17 protein-coding genes are annotated in these 16,983 nt (G+C 41.7%); 9 read left to right on the top strand and 8 right to left on the bottom strand.

The window, feature by feature from the left end; translation table 11 throughout:
- Window positions 1-21 precede the first annotated feature (21 nt).
- Window positions 22-636, top strand: a complete 615-nt coding sequence (locus PCIT_RS14880; protein WP_010364146.1) for a flavin reductase family protein — start codon at window positions 22-24, stop codon at window positions 634-636.
- A 70-nt stretch (window positions 637-706) separates the two neighbouring features.
- Here PCIT_RS14880 and PCIT_RS14875 read toward each other — a convergent pair whose 3' ends face one another.
- Genes PCIT_RS14875 through PCIT_RS14865 form a run of 3 tightly spaced genes read right to left on the bottom strand, consistent with a single transcriptional unit; the run spans window position 707 to window position 3,264 of the window.
- Window positions 707-1,186 (bottom strand): DUF3299 domain-containing protein, encoded by a 480-nt coding sequence (locus PCIT_RS14875; protein ID WP_010364144.1) that lies wholly within the window; start codon window positions 1,184-1,186, stop codon window positions 707-709.
- A 16-nt stretch (window positions 1,187-1,202) separates the two neighbouring features.
- Complete coding sequence (locus tag PCIT_RS14870) at window positions 1,203-2,582, bottom strand: ABC transporter permease (protein ID WP_010364143.1); 1,380 nt, start codon at window positions 2,580-2,582, stop codon at window positions 1,203-1,205.
- A 1-nt stretch (window position 2,583) separates the two neighbouring features.
- The gene (locus PCIT_RS14865) at window positions 2,584-3,264 is read right to left on the bottom strand and encodes an ABC transporter ATP-binding protein (protein WP_010364142.1); all 681 of its coding nucleotides are present in this window, start codon (window positions 3,262-3,264) and stop codon (window positions 2,584-2,586) included.
- A 251-nt stretch (window positions 3,265-3,515) separates the two neighbouring features.
- Here PCIT_RS14865 and PCIT_RS14860 point away from each other — a divergent pair, with 251 nt between their 5' ends.
- Both PCIT_RS14860 and PCIT_RS14855 read left to right on the top strand, forming a co-directional pair.
- On the top strand, window positions 3,516-4,622 hold the full coding sequence (locus tag PCIT_RS14860; RefSeq protein WP_010364141.1) for a phosphoribosylaminoimidazolesuccinocarboxamide synthase: 1,107 nt from the start codon (window positions 3,516-3,518) through the stop codon (window positions 4,620-4,622).
- A gap of 410 nt (window positions 4,623-5,032) precedes the next feature.
- Window positions 5,033-7,348 (top strand): bifunctional diguanylate cyclase/phosphodiesterase, encoded by a 2,316-nt coding sequence (locus PCIT_RS14855; protein ID WP_010364140.1) that lies wholly within the window; start codon window positions 5,033-5,035, stop codon window positions 7,346-7,348.
- Window positions 7,349-7,550: 202 nt separating this feature from the next.
- Here the strand turns inward: PCIT_RS14855 and PCIT_RS14850 are convergent, their stop codons facing one another.
- Window positions 7,551-8,297: a glycosyltransferase family 25 protein gene (locus PCIT_RS14850; RefSeq protein ID WP_010364139.1), complete on the bottom strand. Its 747-nt coding sequence runs from the start codon at window positions 8,295-8,297 to the stop codon at window positions 7,551-7,553.
- A gap of 61 nt (window positions 8,298-8,358) precedes the next feature.
- Window positions 8,359-9,366 carry a glycosyltransferase family 9 protein gene (locus tag PCIT_RS14845; protein WP_010364138.1) on the bottom strand — a complete coding sequence of 336 codons (1,008 nt, stop codon included), beginning with the start codon at window positions 9,364-9,366 and terminating at the stop codon, window positions 8,359-8,361.
- Between the two features lie 86 nt (window positions 9,367-9,452).
- Between PCIT_RS14845 and PCIT_RS14840 the strand changes: the two genes are divergently transcribed.
- Window positions 9,453-10,298 carry a sulfurtransferase gene (locus PCIT_RS14840; protein WP_010364137.1) on the top strand — a complete coding sequence of 282 codons (846 nt, stop codon included), beginning with the start codon at window positions 9,453-9,455 and terminating at the stop codon, window positions 10,296-10,298.
- Here PCIT_RS14840 and PCIT_RS14835 read toward each other — a convergent pair.
- Entirely contained in the window at window positions 10,280-11,473 is a 1,194-nt protein-coding gene (locus tag PCIT_RS14835; protein WP_040697284.1) for an ROK family transcriptional regulator, read from the bottom strand. The genes PCIT_RS14840 and PCIT_RS14835 overlap by 19 nt on opposite strands.
- A gap of 232 nt (window positions 11,474-11,705) precedes the next feature.
- Here PCIT_RS14835 and PCIT_RS14830 point away from each other — a divergent pair, with 232 nt between their 5' ends.
- From PCIT_RS14830 to PCIT_RS14820, 3 genes are read left to right on the top strand one after another with little or no spacing between them, the layout of a single operon-like run.
- Complete coding sequence (locus PCIT_RS14830) at window positions 11,706-12,704, top strand: substrate-binding domain-containing protein (RefSeq protein WP_010364135.1); 999 nt, start codon at window positions 11,706-11,708, stop codon at window positions 12,702-12,704.
- Window positions 12,701-13,669 (top strand): ABC transporter permease, encoded by a 969-nt coding sequence (locus tag PCIT_RS14825; protein ID WP_010364134.1) that lies wholly within the window; start codon window positions 12,701-12,703, stop codon window positions 13,667-13,669. Before PCIT_RS14830 ends, PCIT_RS14825 begins: the two co-directional genes overlap by 4 nt.
- Window positions 13,659-14,471: an ATP-binding cassette domain-containing protein gene (locus PCIT_RS14820; RefSeq protein WP_010364132.1), complete on the top strand. Its 813-nt coding sequence runs from the start codon at window positions 13,659-13,661 to the stop codon at window positions 14,469-14,471. The genes PCIT_RS14825 and PCIT_RS14820 overlap by 11 nt, the downstream gene beginning before the upstream one ends.
- Here the strand turns inward: PCIT_RS14820 and PCIT_RS14815 are convergent.
- On the bottom strand, window positions 14,468-14,746 hold the full coding sequence (locus PCIT_RS14815) for a C1orf53 family protein (protein ID WP_010364130.1): 279 nt from the start codon (window positions 14,744-14,746) through the stop codon (window positions 14,468-14,470). The genes PCIT_RS14820 and PCIT_RS14815 overlap by 4 nt on opposite strands.
- Before the next feature lie 212 nt (window positions 14,747-14,958).
- Between PCIT_RS14815 and PCIT_RS14810 the strand changes: the two genes are divergently transcribed.
- Window positions 14,959-15,273 carry a hypothetical protein gene (locus PCIT_RS14810; protein ID WP_010364128.1) on the top strand — a complete coding sequence of 105 codons (315 nt, stop codon included), beginning with the start codon at window positions 14,959-14,961 and terminating at the stop codon, window positions 15,271-15,273.
- A 43-nt stretch (window positions 15,274-15,316) separates the two neighbouring features.
- Window positions 15,317-15,817: a hypothetical protein gene (locus tag PCIT_RS14805; RefSeq protein WP_010364126.1), complete on the top strand. Its 501-nt coding sequence runs from the start codon at window positions 15,317-15,319 to the stop codon at window positions 15,815-15,817.
- Between the two features lie 47 nt (window positions 15,818-15,864).
- Here the strand turns inward: PCIT_RS14805 and PCIT_RS14800 are convergent, their stop codons facing one another.
- Window positions 15,865-16,833 (bottom strand): class 1 fructose-bisphosphatase, encoded by a 969-nt coding sequence (locus PCIT_RS14800; RefSeq protein ID WP_010364124.1) that lies wholly within the window; start codon window positions 16,831-16,833, stop codon window positions 15,865-15,867.
- Window positions 16,834-16,983 lie beyond the last annotated feature (150 nt).

The following is a 16,983-nucleotide window of genomic DNA, read 5'->3' as shown; positions in this document are numbered from 1 at the left end:
AATGTCTATTTAGAGTGTTTTATGATCCTTGATTTTGAGAGTTTGTCAGCAAATAAGGTATACCATACGTTAACGCAAACTGTGGTACCTCGCCCTGTTGCATGGGTATTATCTAAAAATAAAAAAGGCACATTGAATTTAGCGCCATTTTCGTATTTCACAGCAGTCAGTTCTGATCCCGCTTTGTTGATGTATGCGGTGGGTGTAAAGCCCTGTGGTGAATACAAAGATTCTGCATTAAATGTTGAAGCCACCGAAGAGGTGGTTATTCATATTGCAGACAGCCGCTTAGCGGATGAAGTGACTTTATCGGCAGCGACTTTACCTAACGACCAATCTGAATTGGACTCACTAGATTTAACGCTGAGCGATTTTTCAGGTTCAGCTTTGCCCAGAGTTGCGCAATGTAAAGTGGCGTTTGCGTGTAAGCTGCATAAAGTGGTGGAGATGGGCGAGCTGCCAATGAAGTTGATGTTTGTACAAGTGACACATGCGTATATTGACGACGAGATTATTGAGATGGATAGTAAAGGGCGCAGTAAGGTGGATGCACTCGCGTTAGATCCGATCGCGCGATTAGGCGGTGGTGAGTATGCCAGTTTGGGAGAGGTGTTTAAAATAACTCGTCCAGCATAATTAAACAGTGCAGTAATACGTTATTTTTACTGCACTTTTGATTGAGCCATTAATTTTTTGCGAATGTTATTTATAGCTGAAAAGGGGCTACCCCGACGGCCTGCATGGTGTAGCCTGTTTGCGCTAATTCACCTTTCCATGTTTCTACTTTGATTGTGCCAGTTACAGTGATGGCATCATATAGGCTATCAATAGGGACGCCATTTTTAATTTTTACATGCACAATTTGATTCGGTGGCGGTGGCGGCACATGAATACAAGCACCAAAGTAAGGTACCAATAAGAACTCAGTGATGATCTCGCTATCGCCTTCAAGTGGCACTACAAACCCGGGCAGGCTTACGGATTGCCCATCTAGGCTTTTTACGACTGGTGCGTTCAAGTCAGGCTGAACCCAGTTTTGGTCTGCGCCATCATGGCTTGCAGCATCTTGGTTACTGATCTGTACGTGCCCTTTAGGCACTAAATCGTCCCAAAAAATCTCTTTTGGGGCAGCTGTATGGCCTAAAAAACTCATTGCAGTGAGCAATATTAAGGTAAAAAATCGCATGTTATTTATCGTACTCCTAAATTTTAATGCTCATACCATCAGCCAAGGAATAAAAATAGGCTCTGGCAGCGGGAAGTAACCCCATTAATGTACCGGCAGCCATAATAGCGCCTAACAGCATGAGTTCATAGTTTGACAACCAATCAATGGTTAGGCTAATGCCAAATTGGCTTTGTAATAGCGGATTAGCGGTGATCAGTAGCCCATAAAATAACATACACCCAGCTAAGCAACCCATAAAGGTGATGAGGATGGCTTCACTGCTCATTAAGGCGAATATATGAATGGGGCGAGCACCTACGGAGCGCAAGATAGCCAATTCTCTACGGCGTTGGCTGAGTGTGGCAAGCAAGGTGGTTAACATGCCTAATAAGCTGACAAGTACCACTACGATTGAAAACAGCAGCAGTATTTTCTCCACAATATCGAGCATTTCCCACAGTTCCCTGAGGGTAATGCCAGGCATGATGGCCAGCAATGGCTCCGCCTTATACATATTGATGTTACGCCTGACTTGCAAGGTATACAGCGGCGAATCAAAACCCATTAAAAATGCCGTAATTTGTTTTGGGGCACCAATTAAGTCACCAGGTTGTGAGTCGAGTGTAAATTGCTGGTGGCCATGTTCATCATGATGTGTATCGTGTTGGTCATGGTCATGGTCATGGTCATGGTCATGGTCATGGTCATGGTCATGGTCATGGTCATGGTCATTGGTTTTTTGTGGCTTATTGCCAATTAGTATTGGTTGTTTATGACTTTGCTGGTGCATTTCGTCAACGGCAATGAGTGGAATATGTAGTGTTTTGTCTACAGGTGTTCCGGTGGGCGCTAATATTCCGACAATGGTCATCGGGTTATCATCATGATGATGAAAGCTGGTATTGCCCATACCATGTGATATCACAATTTGCTGCCCGATATGATAATGCAATTTACTTGCGACATCACTGCCCAGCACCACTTCTTGTCCATTATGAAACGCTCGGCCTTGCTGAAATGCTAAATGTTGCTTTTTACCGTAGCGATAGTGCGTAAAATAGGCGTCGTCAGTCCCTAAAACCGCATGACCTTTATGGCTATCCCCTAAGCTAATTGGAATGGTCCATGCCACCCCTTTGCGGTCTTTGATGTCGAGGTAGCTTTGCCATGAGACTGCATTGTTGGTATGACCAATGCGAAAAACACTAGATAATAGTAATTGAATATCTCCTGTACGTGCGCCAACAATTAAATCCGTGCCTGAAATTGTATTACTAAAACTGCTTTTTGCATCTTGTCTTACTCGTTCGATGCTTAACAGCAGCATGACACTGATGGCGATGGTACAGAGGGTAAGTAACACACTGGCTTTACGGTTTAAGCTACTTTTTATAGCGAGTTTAAGCAATGTCATCTCATACCCCATTAATATCTGACAAACTGATTTGGCGATCAAATAACGAAGCAAGGCTCTGATCATGGCTCACAAACAATATACTGGCTTGGTAACCTTTGGCTTGGCTAAATAACGTTTCGATGAAAGCTTGGCGGTTATCGGCATCTAATGATGAGGTGGGCTCATCGGCAATAATAAGCTCAGGTTCACCGATAAATGCTCTGGCGGCGGCAACACGCTGTTGCTGCCCAATACTGAGTTTTGATACATCCTGCGATAATACTGACTCATTGATACCGAGGGCGTTTAAAAGTCGAGTTGCTTCGGTTTTTACGTCGGTATTTTTATCAGCCAAGCGTTTGTGTCGTTGTTTTGAAAATTCGCACCCTAAAGTGACATTTTCGAGCGGATTTAAATAGGGAAGTAAGTTAAAGCTTTGAAATATTGTGCCAATATGATCTGCTCTAAAACGATCTCGGTTGGCATGACTTAATGTTGCTAAGTCAGTATTTAATATTTTAACTTGGCCTGATTGCAGCATATTGATGCCCGCCAGTAGCCCAAGTAACGTCGATTTCCCGCATCCGCTTGGGCCGTACAAGAAAACACGTTCACCTTTGTCAATATGTAACGCTTTAATGTTGAGCGTCGGTTGGGACTGGCCAGGCCAAGTATGAGTAAGGTCTGTGATTGTGAGCATAATGAAACCAAGCGAGTGAATGTCAATGAGATAGTATTACAGTTTTCATCTTAGCAACACCGAGTTTGGTTTAAATGCCGACTTTTGGCGATGAAACACCATCAAGGTCGTATTCCATTTAGTGGCTGTATTTTCGTACGAACTTTTCGGCTATAGATTGTGATTTAAGCCCTAAAAGCTTATTATAGCGCCTCCTAACCCCCTCATATTTTTGTGCCCTTTAGCAAGGTGCATCCGGCCTTGGAGTAATAATGAGTAGCTACAAAGTTTTAGATGTAAATGATGATCTGCCAATTCGCACCAAAGGTGCAGTACACAGCGGTAAGGTGCGTTCAGTATATTGGTTAACGGATGAAGATAGTGCCCGTTTAATTGCAGATAAAAAGTATGACGTACCAAAAGGGACTGAGTTAGCGATTATGGTTATCTCAGACCGTATTTCAGCCTTTGACTGTATTTGGCAAGGTGAGAATGATTTGAATGGTGTGCCAGGTAAAGGCATTGCTTTAAACAGTGTGGCAGCACATTGGTTTAAGTTGTTCGACGATGCCGGTTTAGCTGGTAACCATATTGTTGATATTCCGCACCCATACGTGTGGATCGTAAGGAAAGCCAGTACGGTAAAAGTCGAGGCAATTGCTCGTCAGTACATTACAGGTAGCATGTGGCGTGACTATAGCAAAGGCGTTCGCAACTTCTGTGGTATTGATTTACCAGAGGGCTTAGAAGCGAACCAAAAGCTAGATGAGGTTTTGATCACGCCTTCAACTAAGGGGATCATTACGGGTGTCGCAGATGTTCCTGAAGTAGATGATGTGAATATTACCCGTAAAAATATTACCGATAATTTAGCCGAATTCAATTTTAACACAGAGCAAGATGTTGCTAAATATGAGCAATTACTTAGCGAAGGCTTTGCTTTGATAAGCGACGAGTTGGCCAAGTTAGATCAAATTTTTGTGGATACCAAATTTGAGTTTGGTTATGTCGAGCAACAAGATGGCAGCCAAAAATTGATTTATATCGACGAGGTTGGCACGCCAGATTCAAGTCGCATCTGGGATGGACCAGCATACCGTGATGGTAAAATTGTTGAAAACTCAAAAGAAGGGTTCCGACAGCTATTAATCAATAACGTGCCCGACAGTGACGTGCTACTGAATAAAGATCGCATGACTGAGCGTGAAGCGCTTGCGCATGGATATAAGCTACCGGTAGATGTGTTGATGTCGGTATCTGATACCTATGTTGGCATTGCCAGTAAAATAGTTGGTAAGCAACTGACTATCCCTGCCGATCCGCGTGCTGAAGTAATCGCTATTCTTGATCGTGACTATGGCTTAATTGACGTAGAATAAAATCAGTAAAAATCATGATATTTACCCAATAAACAGGAGTTTATGTTGTTTGTTGGGTATTACCTCGCAAATTCCTTGCAATTAAGCTGCCTGTCACTTTTACTTAGAGCTATAAAGTAAAACGCTGATGATAAGGTTAGTCTTTCACATGTGTTTTTCAGACCATAACTATTTTGTACTTTTACCACATCACCGCTTTTTCTGTATGTGTAAAAGTATCTGCCGTGTGTGCCCACTTTGAGGGAATAGCTTTTATGCAGTGCAATGAAGTATGTTATGGCTGGTGAAGACAAGATATGGCTGGGTGTATTAATTACGATTGCCCGGTAAAGCAACGAGAACAAGAATAATAACAGCAGCATCTACACCTTTACCTCGTAATACCTTTGGTGAAGTACTTAAGGAGCATCATGGGCACTAGTTTAAAGAATCGGATTATTTTATTGTGTGTGGGCTTGGTTTTACTGACCTCAATGGCAAGCTTGGTGAGCTTTTGGTGGTCGACTAGTCACTTTAACGAAAGACAGGTTCAGCAGGATTTAAAAGTTGCGCAAAATGTTTACCAACAGTATTTAAAAGCCAAAGAGCGTTTGTTGGTGACAGCAGCGACGGTACTCACTGCTGATTTTGGCTTTAAACAAGCGGTCGCGTCTCGTGATGCTGAAACCATTCGAAGTGTGTTATACAACCACAGTCAGCGCATTGATGCTGATTTAATGCTGTTACTTGATGTCCGTGGCAAGATGATCTCAGCAAATCAAGCGGACATTGTACTACCAGATGACAGTCGTGCGTTAATGAAGGATTTACTGGCAAATGGTGAGCGCTCTACATTTATTGTGATTAGTGGCAAGCTGTATCAAGCCATAATTTTACCCATTAAAGCCCCGCGAACAATTGCATTCAGTATTGTTGGCTTCGCCATTGATGAAACTGTGGCCGTTGAACTAAAAGAATTAACGGGAATGGAAATGAGCTTCATTGGTCATGTGAGTGGCTTGAAAGCCAGCTCTATCATGGAGTATCCATCAGAGTTAGATTTATTGGGTTACATTCACGGTCAAAGGATCACTCGTTGGTTTAAAGAACACCCAGTATTTATTAGTGCTGAAGTACCTTTAGCAGCGTTAGCGAGTAATCCAATTAGCGTGGTATTGAGTGCGGACTTGAGTCGCCATTACCAAGAGTTTGATCAATTGGTTTTAACGATTATTCTGTTATCGTGCGGGACCATCGTATTAGGCTTTATTGCCAGTGGCATATTGGCGAATAACTTAACGACGCCGTTGCAGCAACTCACAGTAATGGCAAAGCAATTCGCACAAGGTAATTATTTAGCCACGCTCACAGAGACCAAACCCAGTAAAGAAATTTGTGAATTAGTCGATGCATTTCATGAGATGGGGGAAGACATTCAGACGCGTGAGAAGCAAATTCGCTTTCAGGCGCGACATGATAATTTAACGGGCTTTTATAATCGAACCGCAGCACTAGACTTATTAAGTAAACACCTTACCGGCTCACAGCAGTTTTATCTTGTCGCAATCGATATTAAAGGCTTAAGGCATATCAATGATAAGTTAGGTCCAAGGGTGGGGGATAGTTGTATTCAAGCCGTGGCAGAGCGGATGAAAATGGCCACTGAGTCTCTGACTGGCTTTAATGCTCGATTGGGCGGTGATGAATTTTTAACAGTACTTGCAGCAAAACCGGATAGTACTATGCAAGAATGTGTGACTCAACTAGTTACATTACTTACAGATAGTTACACGATCCAAGGCCTCGACATTGCACTGCGTTTCAGTGTTGGTGTAGTAAGTTACCCTGAGCAAGCACAAACACCCGACGACCTCATCCGCAGAGCCCTAATCGCGGTAGACACTGCTGCCCAAGGGGGGGAGGAAGTGTATTATTATCAAGATGGGGAAGATGAAGAACACTTAGAACGCTTACAGATCATTGATGAGCTCAAACAAGCATTAGTTGCCAATGATCGGCAATTATTTATGACTTATCAGCCGAAGCTCAATTTAAATAATCAGCAAATTGATAAAGTGGAGTCACTCATTCGCTGGAAACGCTGTAATGGGGAGTGGGTCTCGCCCGAGCTATTCATTGATTTAGCCGAGCAGTCAGGGTTAATTGTTGAATTAACCCAATGGGTTGTCGGTACGGTCGTGACGCAAGTCAGTGAGTGGTTATCACAAGGTCTTACTATGAAGGCGGCCATTAATGTATCAGCACAAGATATTGCCGATGATGGTTTTTTACCACATTTAAAACAGATATTGGCTGATAATAATGTCCCGGCGAACCTCATTACTATTGAGTTAACAGAACGCGATATGATTGAAAATGAGGCCAAAGGTATTGAGGTGTTAAAAGCACTTAAATCGTTAGGAGTGATGATTTCTTTAGATGACTATGGTGTAGGCCAAACATCATTAGGGCGTTTAAAAATGCTACCAATTGATGAGCTAAAACTTGATAAAGTGTTTATCTTAAAATTAGATGAATCACATCAAGACCAATGCATTGTTCACTCGACAATTACCCTTGGTCATCAACTCGGGTTTTGTGTTGTCGCGGAAGGAGTTGAAAACCAATCATCACTTGATTTACTACAAAAGATGCAATGTGATTATGCCCAAGGTTATCATTTGAGCCGCCCATTAGCAGCCGCTGATTTCTCAAAGTGGTTAGGTAATTATCATGAGGTGGGCTAAGTGCCCTATTGCATTTTTTGATAGTAGGGCTTCATTTACTAAAGAGAACTAGCCTGCCTATATGACTATTTTGTCTGAAGGCATTTGTAGGCATAGCAGTAGTTAGATGAGGTAAATACACAGGGGTGAAAACTAACCGTGTAGGCGTACTTTACCGGTGATAAAACACCGTGCTCACCAGACTCGCGTCATCACCCAACAATTATTGAGGTTTAATGACTGTGGTTAAATCTCCAGAGATTTTTTTACGTTGTAAATACATGGCAATTCGGTGCTTTGCATTGCGTAAAAAGGTGCTTTTATTGGAGTGTCTACCCACATTGGTATTAACTATTTCGCTATCAAATGAGAGATCTTCACTGATAGGGTAAGGTTTAATACCAATTAAGCGTAAATCGACTTCACTATGAAATTGAATATCAACGTCCACAGGTCTGAAAAAGGGTTTACGCTGTAAAAGTTTTTGTGCCCCTGGTAAGCTAACGGCATAACCTTGAGTACCATTGGGGACCTTGAGGTAATTGCCTAAAACTAGCTGTTTGGTTAAAGTGAAACTGTCAATAAAAGGGTTGGCTCGATTATCTGATAATTTAATCATATCCCAGTTAGTTAACATACTTAATTGGTCAATTGTTTCACTGAGATGATCTTCAATGATTAAGTCATCTTCTAAGATGATAGCTGCTGGAATATTTTTATCATCCATATGCTGCCACACACGCATATGGCTAATGTAGCAACCTATTTCGCCTGGAGTCATATTTCTATGGTGTTTACGTAAATTAGCGTCAACATCATACCATGTTGAGATTTCAGCTTCGCTCAGTGATTTTCCTACGGTTGCGTCAAACCTGACACATTCAAGGCCTAAATTTTGCAGCCGGCTGTGGGTTTTTTGCCAACGTTCAGCACTGCTTTTCATATTTATGACAAATATCGGTAATGACATATTGGTAATATATAAAATAACTTTTATTAATAATACCGATAAATACAACAAAATGGGAGTGTTAACTGTTCAATAACATTCGTCCTGCCTTTACAATACTATGGGGTGTAATTGACGCAATGATATCTGGCTCAATGAGGCTTTTGCTGCTATTTTTAGCGGCAATGAAATTATCATTTTTGGGTTCAACAAGAGACCAAGGAGACGTACCAAACCCGACTAGTGCGACGCATGGGGTGTTAACGGCACAGGCCATATGCATTGGCCCTGAGTCAATACTTATCATTAAATCCATCACAGCAATGGTATCAATAAGTGTAGAAAGTGTTGTTTTACCACTCAGATCTGTTATTTGCGTATCACTTAGATTGAGTGCTTGCTGCAAGTCTGCATTATCTGAACTTTCGCTTAGATCTCCAAAGATGTATAAATGACATTGAACTTGCTCTTTCAACAGGATAACAACTTGTCGAGCAAGCTCTTTTGGGTAATGACGACTTCCTTTATTTTGTCCACCAAAATATAACCCAACCTTTAATGTAGAATTATTAAGTACGGAGCTGCTTGGTGGTTGTGGGAGCAGCTTTGGTACTGAATAAGTATCGAATGGTTTTCCATGTGTATCATTCACCAGTCGGCAATAGCGGTGAATATAATGATGACAAGGGTTTAGTTTTAATGAATGGCTTAGCAAACCGGAACGTAAATTTTGCGCATATCCGATGATATGTTGAATACCTGCGAACTTACATAAAATGGCTTCTCGTAGAGACCCTCTAAACAGTAATGCGAGTGAAAAATGATAATCCCTAAGTTGTTTTGTTAAGTGCAATAAAGAGTGAAGTTCTAACTTTGAAGTTCGATTGTCTTCAATAACCTTTATGTTTTTGATATCGGTTTTCTTCAATAGCTCGCATAGGTGAGGGCGCGCGAGTAAAAAAATAGTTTGATTGGGGTATAGCTCACTCAATAATGTAAGTGCTGGTAGGGTATTAATAACATCACCAATGAACTTTGGTAACACGACTAATATTGGGCCTGTAATTTTATTCGGGTTTATTATTTTCATAGCAATGAGTAAGTTTATTACTGTTTTTATTCGATTTAATATTACAGTAGATGGTATCTGAAGTTAAATTATAACATAGAGCCTTTATGAAAAATGTGAAAAGTTGTGGATGGGTTGTTAGGAATTTAGATAAAGTTTTGGTTTTCGACGCTGGGATTGTTAAGCCCGGGCTAGATGAGCCGTATGAGCCCGTGGCAATCGCTAAAGGTGCACGACGCTTTGATATAAGTTACGCCTTGGCAAAGCCTAATACGGGGTTATCCAATATGATGTGTGACCAATACCAATTTCAGTCTCACATGCGTCAATTGGGTGTGAACCAGGCAGATACCATTGTGGTTTATGATGATAAAGGGCTCTTTTCAGCCGCTAGAGCTTGGTGGATGCTAAAAAGTATGGGGTTTGACCAAGTGTTTATTATGGATGGTGGGTTACCTGAGTGGTTACGATGTGGTTATCCAACTCAACAAGCATACACTAAACCAAAAGTAATAGGTGATTTTATAGCAACGCTAGATTTAACCCACAGTTATTTTATTAACCGAGATAAAGTACTGTGTTCGATATCAAGTAATGATTATTTGCTACTCGATGCTCGTAGTCCGCTTCGTTTTTCTGGAAGTGAGGCGGAACCTCGTATAGGCATGCGAAGTGGCCACATTCCGAACAGTAAAAACTTACACTACCAAGCTTTACTCACCCGTGAGGGAAGGTTGCGCTCTATAAATGAGTTAGCTACTTTTTTTCATCAGCTAGGCTGTGAAAATAAAAGCTTACAGTTTAGCTGTGGTTCGGGCGTGACCGCATGTATATTAGCACTTGCTGCAGATGAGTGCGGATATGGCCATTTATCTGTCTACGATGGCTCGTGGAGTGAATGGGGAAGAACGGAATTTACTGATGAGCTGCCTATTCACTGTGATGAGGTGTAGATCAGAGTTTGTAATTCTGATAATTCCTGTAGCGGTGCAATTTCCAAGATGTTTGTACTATTGGGGTCAAGTGCTGCTTGTAATGGTAGGGTGGAACAGCCTTTTAAAGCGATATTAGCGACATCCGGTGCTTTGATCAGGCGAATAACTTTACGTTCACCGTACTGCGAGATTGAGGGTATTAAAGGCCGTAATTGAGAGAGTAATGTGTCTAACAACCAGTCAGATGTATCGCCACCAATAATAATTGTTTGCGGATTCAGTAGCGATTCAATGGTATGAATAGCGACCCTCAACGGTTCTTGCGCTTGAGTTAACCAAAGAGGTATTTTTTTATTGTCGCTGTTTTGCTGTTCGATTAACGCTTGATGACTACACTGTGGCTGTTTTAATATTTTACGTAAAGCACCGAGTGACGAAAAGTCATTTAATCGACCCGGAGTCGATTTTTTTACTGTGAGATCCGGGGTAATGAATAGATCACCCAATGCACCTGTAATTCCATTTTGCCCGAGTAGCACTTTTCTTTCATAAACAGTCGCGGCCTCAATACGCTCGCCAATGTGAGCATATACAAAACTGTCTAGCTCTCTGGCTTCACCAAATAATAATTGGTATGAGGCGCATGCAGCAGCGCAGTTACTAAGTGCAACAGGTAAGCGTATTTCAGTGGCTAAGGTTGTCTGAATGTCTTTTGCGAACTGATGAGCATCAAGTGGGGCTAATTGATTGTTTTGCACAATCAGTCCAGCACCCAAAATAGAGGATTTACCTATTGATGAATCATGTAGTAACTGTTCAGAGTATGCGCATATGTCTTGTATTAATGTCGTTGCCTGTGACGTATGGCTGGACTTATTTATACAGTGGCCATTTAATTTAAACAGCCCGATTTCATACTCACCCTCTATGATCCTAATGGCTAAGGTATAGCCTGCATTTGGATTTAAACACAACATAGTTGAAGGTTTTCCTGCGCCAGCCACTTTTTTAATGCCTGTTTCAGACACGAGGTTGTGAGTCAGTAGTGCGTCAACAATATTGGTAATGGTTTGCTTAGTGAGCTTGGTATTTCGTGCGATATCTGCACGTGAAAGTGGCCCTAACGTTACAATTTGTGAGAGTACTAAACGTAAGTTTAGTAATTTGCTTTGTTTCGCATTTGAACCTTTCAAAATTGTTAACCTGTATTGTTTTGTTGATATCGCATTTAGTGACATAAAAGTTTACTACGATATTCTATTTCAAAGCACAGAAAAATATAATAAAAAATTAATAAGTAAAACAGATTGATTTAAGCAGGCGAATACATAACACTACCTATATAAATTTTATACACATTTTCTTCATATGCTTCATGTTCTTAGAGGGTTATTTTACACTGGATTTTGTATCGTTCTAGTTGTGATGTTAGTGGTCTTTAATCGTGTTAACGCACAAGTATCGATGCCTGTAATTAACACTGAAAAATCACGATTGGCAGAAGGTACCCAGACAGCTGCATTGGCATGGCATAGCAGCAGCCCTTGGACGGATGCAGTGACACGTGGTGCGTTAGATACGTTCGAACGTTTTGATATAGACGTTATTGCTATAACCGATGCGCAGTATGACCCGGTGAAACAATTAGCTGATTTAGAGAGCATTAATGCTTTAAGGCCAAGCTTTGTACTGTCTTTGAGTGTAGATAGCGTTTCTACCGCATCGGGTTATCGTCAGCTACTGGAAGCTGGCACTAAATTAGTGCTGCTAAGTAACCCTATACTCTCAATTCAGGAGCATAAACACTTTGCGGGCCTTATTTCTGTCAATACTCAGGCAATGGGGCGTTCGGCCGCGCAGTTAATAGATAGGGCTGTAGTGCACACAGGTAATGTGGGGGTCATTTTTCATGAAGCTGATTATTATGTCACTAACCAAAGAGACAAGGCATTTCTTGATGCCTTAAAAACCTACCAAGATATTACCGTGGTCGCTAAAAAAGGGTTTGTGCAAGAGCAAGATACCAGCGCAGTGACCATGGCAATGCTACTAAAGCAGCCAAATATTGATGCAATTTACGTTTCGTGGGAAAAGGCTGCAGAGGGTGTCATTGAAGCATTGCGTATGATGGGCCGTGATAATGTCAAAGTCGTAAGTCATGATTTGGGCGTAAGCACCTTACTGGATATGGCACAGGGAGGGAATATGTACGCGGTTGTTTCTGATAGGCCTTATGATGTCGGGACGGCGATGGCCATGCGTGCCATAAATAGTCAGCGAGGTATTACAAACCCACTACTTAAACCAATAGAATATGATTTAGTCACTAAGGACAACCTTGAAGCGGTTTGGCCTTTGGCGTTTCGCAGTAATCTACCTCGTGCTTTACAGTGTGTTTTAAGTCACAAGGAGGTATGTGAATGAAGCGAAATACCCTTTTACTATCGCTTGGCCCGCTATTACGTAAAAAAGAGTGGTTTGTGTATTACCTGCTGGTTGTTATGACGCTGATTTTCTCTGCTTTGTTACACGACAGTGGTTTTTTCAGCAGTGCCAACTTTATCAATATAATGCGTCAAACAGCGCCAGTTATGGTGATGGCATTGGGGCTATCTTTTGCGTTATCAGTGCGCCATATTGATGTATCTATAGGGGCTGTGGTGGCTTTGTCTGCGGTTGTTTGTGGTCTTCTATTGCGTGAAGTTCATATGATATTTGCTATTTTGGGTGCACTTAGTGTTGGTCTTTTTGCTGGGGTTATAAATGGACTATTAATTGAATATCTAAAAACATCCTCGTTGTTAGTAACATTAGGCACGATGAGTATCATGATAGGTATTGCGCGTTCAATCAGTGGCTTAGAGTCCATCCCTATTACCAATGAGCACTTTATTATGTTGTTTGGTTCTGAGCTGTTTATGGGTATTCCCACATCTCTTTATTGGGTGGCAATTTTGGCGTTAGTTGCTTGGTTAATTGTTCATTGCTTGACATTAGGGCGTCATCTGTTAGCTGTTGGAAAATCACCAGAAAATGCCCTTCAACTGACCATAAGCCCAGTGAAAGTTCGTATGTTAGCATTAGTAATGTGCTCGTTGTTTGCTGCATTCGCAGGGTTGTTATATGCCGCAAGAATGCAAAGTGCGCGTTATGCATTAGGTGAATTTGATTTACTGAATGTGTTTATCGCGGTGGCCATTGGCAGTACGCAGTTAGTCGGAAACCAAATGCGTGTTATCGGTGTGATCTGCGGTGCTTTATTAATTGGCTTACTGAACAATGGTCTAATATTACTGGGCTTTACTATAAACACACAATTAATCGTTAAAGGGCTGGTGCTGGTTATGGTTATCACTTTGGTTCATAAGGAGCTCAATAATGCTAAGTGACATACTTGCGCAACACGCCATTTCAGTTACTGGATTAAGTAAGTCTCTAAATGGCGGTAAAGTCCTCGATGATGTGTCATTTAGTGCTAATGAAGGGGAGGTCATTGCAGTTTTGGGGCACAATGGTGCCGGGAAGTCGACGTTAGTTAAATGTTTGACCGGTATGCTGACGATGGATAGCGGGTATATTGTTAGGCAAAGCCAAACCATGCAAATATTGAGTCCTTTAGATGCCAGAAAGCTTGGTATTGAAGCCGTCCATCAAAATTTTGGCCTCATTGATGAATTGGATGTGGTGAGTAACTTTTTCCTAGGTCGTGAGTTACATCATGATAATTTAATTTTAAAAATACTGGGTTGGTTAGACAAAAGGTTAATGCGGTTTTTGACGGGGCGAGCATTGGAGCGGCTAGGGTGTGAATTTCGTGATTTAGACCGTTTAGTTAAGCATTTATCCGCGGGAGAACGGCAGTTAATTGCGGTTGCACGAGCCATTCATTTTGGCGCTCAAGTGGTGGTGATGGATGAGCCCAGTAGTGCATTGGGAATGAGTCAAGTGGCGCAATTACAAGAGGTGATTCGTACTATAAGCGCGCAGGGGGTAACCGTGTTATTAGTCAGTCATGACATGCCTTTTGTCAGTGAAGTATGTGATCGAGCAATCGTGTTATCGAAAGGACGCTTGGTGGCTAATATTGATATTGCCTCCATCTCAGAGGGGGAATTGTACAGTTACATGATGGGACGTTGCCATATCAAAGAACCGGATAATTCTCTCAATGCGCTTTTACAAGCCAGTTAGCGTGCTGTGTAAGGGCAATGCCGGCAATGATTACCACAGCATTTTCCACGTTTTAAATGAGCCCATCGAGTCATAACCATAAAACCTTCTTCCATGTCGTAATCAAGCCCTTCAATAAAAGAACTAGGGTGGGCGTATTGTTTTGCCAACTTTAACTGCTGGCGGATTGGCTGGCTTGCCATTTTTTCAATTTTTTGGCGAATAGATGATATTAAACAGGTGCGGCAAAGGCAGCCTTTATCTGTTTCTAATGGCATAATATTAGGCATATCCATGCACCAGCATTGTTCACTGTTGCTACAAGTGAGTATTTGCTGGCAGTGATGACAGTGCATACGGTGATATCCTGAGGCTTAACAAACAAAAGTGAAGCATACTAACACATCTCGCTTTTTAGGTTTTTACGTAAATGGTTTTAATGTTCAAAGAAGATGGTTTTTTTCTGATCTAATAATATCGGTAACATAATAATATCGGTAACATAATAATGACTAACACACTCACCCATATTGAGGCTATTAAAGCCGTTGTTGGCTTCAGCGAACAGCGAAGTGATGCCTTTTCAGCCTTGTTGCAATTTGAGCAAAGCGAGATAATTTATACAGTAACGAATGCTGATTTAGCCTCGGTATTACAACGCGTTTTATCATTAGAAATAGACTGTGACGATTTAGAGTTATGGGCAAACTTATTAGAAATTAGAGGTGATATTGATCATACAGAGGTCGAAGGAGCGCTTTATGCGTTAGCCAACCCAGAGCAAATGGGGCACTCACGATGGGTAAGGTCAGCAAGCTGTTAGCCTTGATTGATAAGTAAATAGATGGATATATAAGGCTGTGATTATGAGTGTGTTACGTCCTAGGGCAGTGTTTGAAGAGTACGAAGATGGGACCTTTAAGCTGGTAATGCTAGAGCCAAGTGTGGCGCTACAAGACTACGAGGTTGTGATGCGTAACCAGGTTAGGCTGCGAGCTTTTTTTAAGGGCATAATGAATTGGCCAAAAGCAGATATGACATTAGCAGAAAACACGGCGTCTTTGGCCCACCATCAAAGTGAGTTTGAGCAACGGGAGGCCTTTGCATTTAGCGTCTTTAAAGTACCCTCTGGAGCCTGTATTGGCAGTGTTTATATCGATCCGAGTCGCAGTATTGAATTTGATTGCGAGCTTTACTTTTGGCTTGATGAAAAAGAGTTACAGCTTGAGCAGCAATTGGCGAACACATTATGTGATTGGTTACTAAAAGAGTGGGGTTTATCAAGGGTCGCCTTAGTGGGAAGGCAAATACCATTGTCAGATTGGTTAAGGGATATAAAAGCTCAGAGTTTAGTATATCTTAGCTAGTTGAATAGCAGCACACACTACGATTCAACTAGCTTTAACAGACTGAATTACTTATGGTAATTTAGGCAAGTTTCTACTTCATTCTTAGAACCTAAAATCACCGCAACACGTTGGTGGATTGCATCCGGTGCAATATCCATAATACGTTGTTCACCCGTATGGGCGATACCACCGGCTTGCTCGACGAGCATTGCCATAGGGTTGGCTTCATAAAGTAAACGCAATTTGTATGGCTTTTCAGGATTTTTTGTATCTGCAGGATAAGTGAAAATGCCACCGCGGCATAATACCCTATGTACATCACCTACCATGGCGGCGATCCAGCGCATGTTAAAGTTTTTGGCGCGAGGACCTGCACTGCCTGCTTGTAAATCATTGATGTAGTTTTGCATTGCCGGTTGCCAATGACGCTGATTTGACGCGTTGATTGCGTATTCCTGTGTGTCTTCAGGAATTTTTGCAAACTCTTCAGTCAGTAAGAAACTGCCATGCGTTTTATCAAGGGTAAAGATGCGAGTACCTTTACCAATTGTAAGTGCAAGCGTAGTGCACGGGCCATATAAAACATAGCCGGCGGCAACTTGCTGGTGGCCTGGCTGCATGAAAATAGCAGGGTCGGCAGGATCTGCCTCTTTTGGCGCGGCCATAATTGAGAAAATGGTACCAACTAAAGAGTTAATATCGGTATTTGATGAACCATCTAGAGGATCAAAAGCCACGATATAGTCGGCATCAGGGTTACCAGCAACCGTATAATCTTCTTCTTCGGATGCGATGGCTTTGACGTACCCAGACTCCAGTAAAATGTCTTTTAGTAGTTGATTTGATAAAACATCTAACTTTTTTTGAGTCTCACCTTGGATATTCTCATCCAGTGTTGAGCCCAATACGCCAGAGAGTGCACCTTGGCCAACACGAAAGGAAATTTCTTTACATGCAGCTAAGATAGTACGAATAAGTGAAAGCAATTCTCTAGAGCAACCATCTTCAATTAACACCGGGGGCAGTCTACGCATAATTTTTGATCCTGATAACGTTTTGGTTGCTGTTTATTTATGTGAGAGACAACAACAACCGCGCTGAATTTCGTCTTAAAATGGCTGAACTTTGTATACAATTTTATATACTAGGTGCATTACGACCATTAAAACCTCTAATAACAAAGG

This window comes from Pseudoalteromonas citrea, from assembly GCF_000238375.3.
Classification (GTDB): Bacteria; Pseudomonadota; Gammaproteobacteria; order Enterobacterales; family Alteromonadaceae; genus Pseudoalteromonas; species Pseudoalteromonas citrea.
Note: the sequence above shows the minus strand (reverse complement) of the source record. Positions and strands in the feature narration are given on the sequence as shown.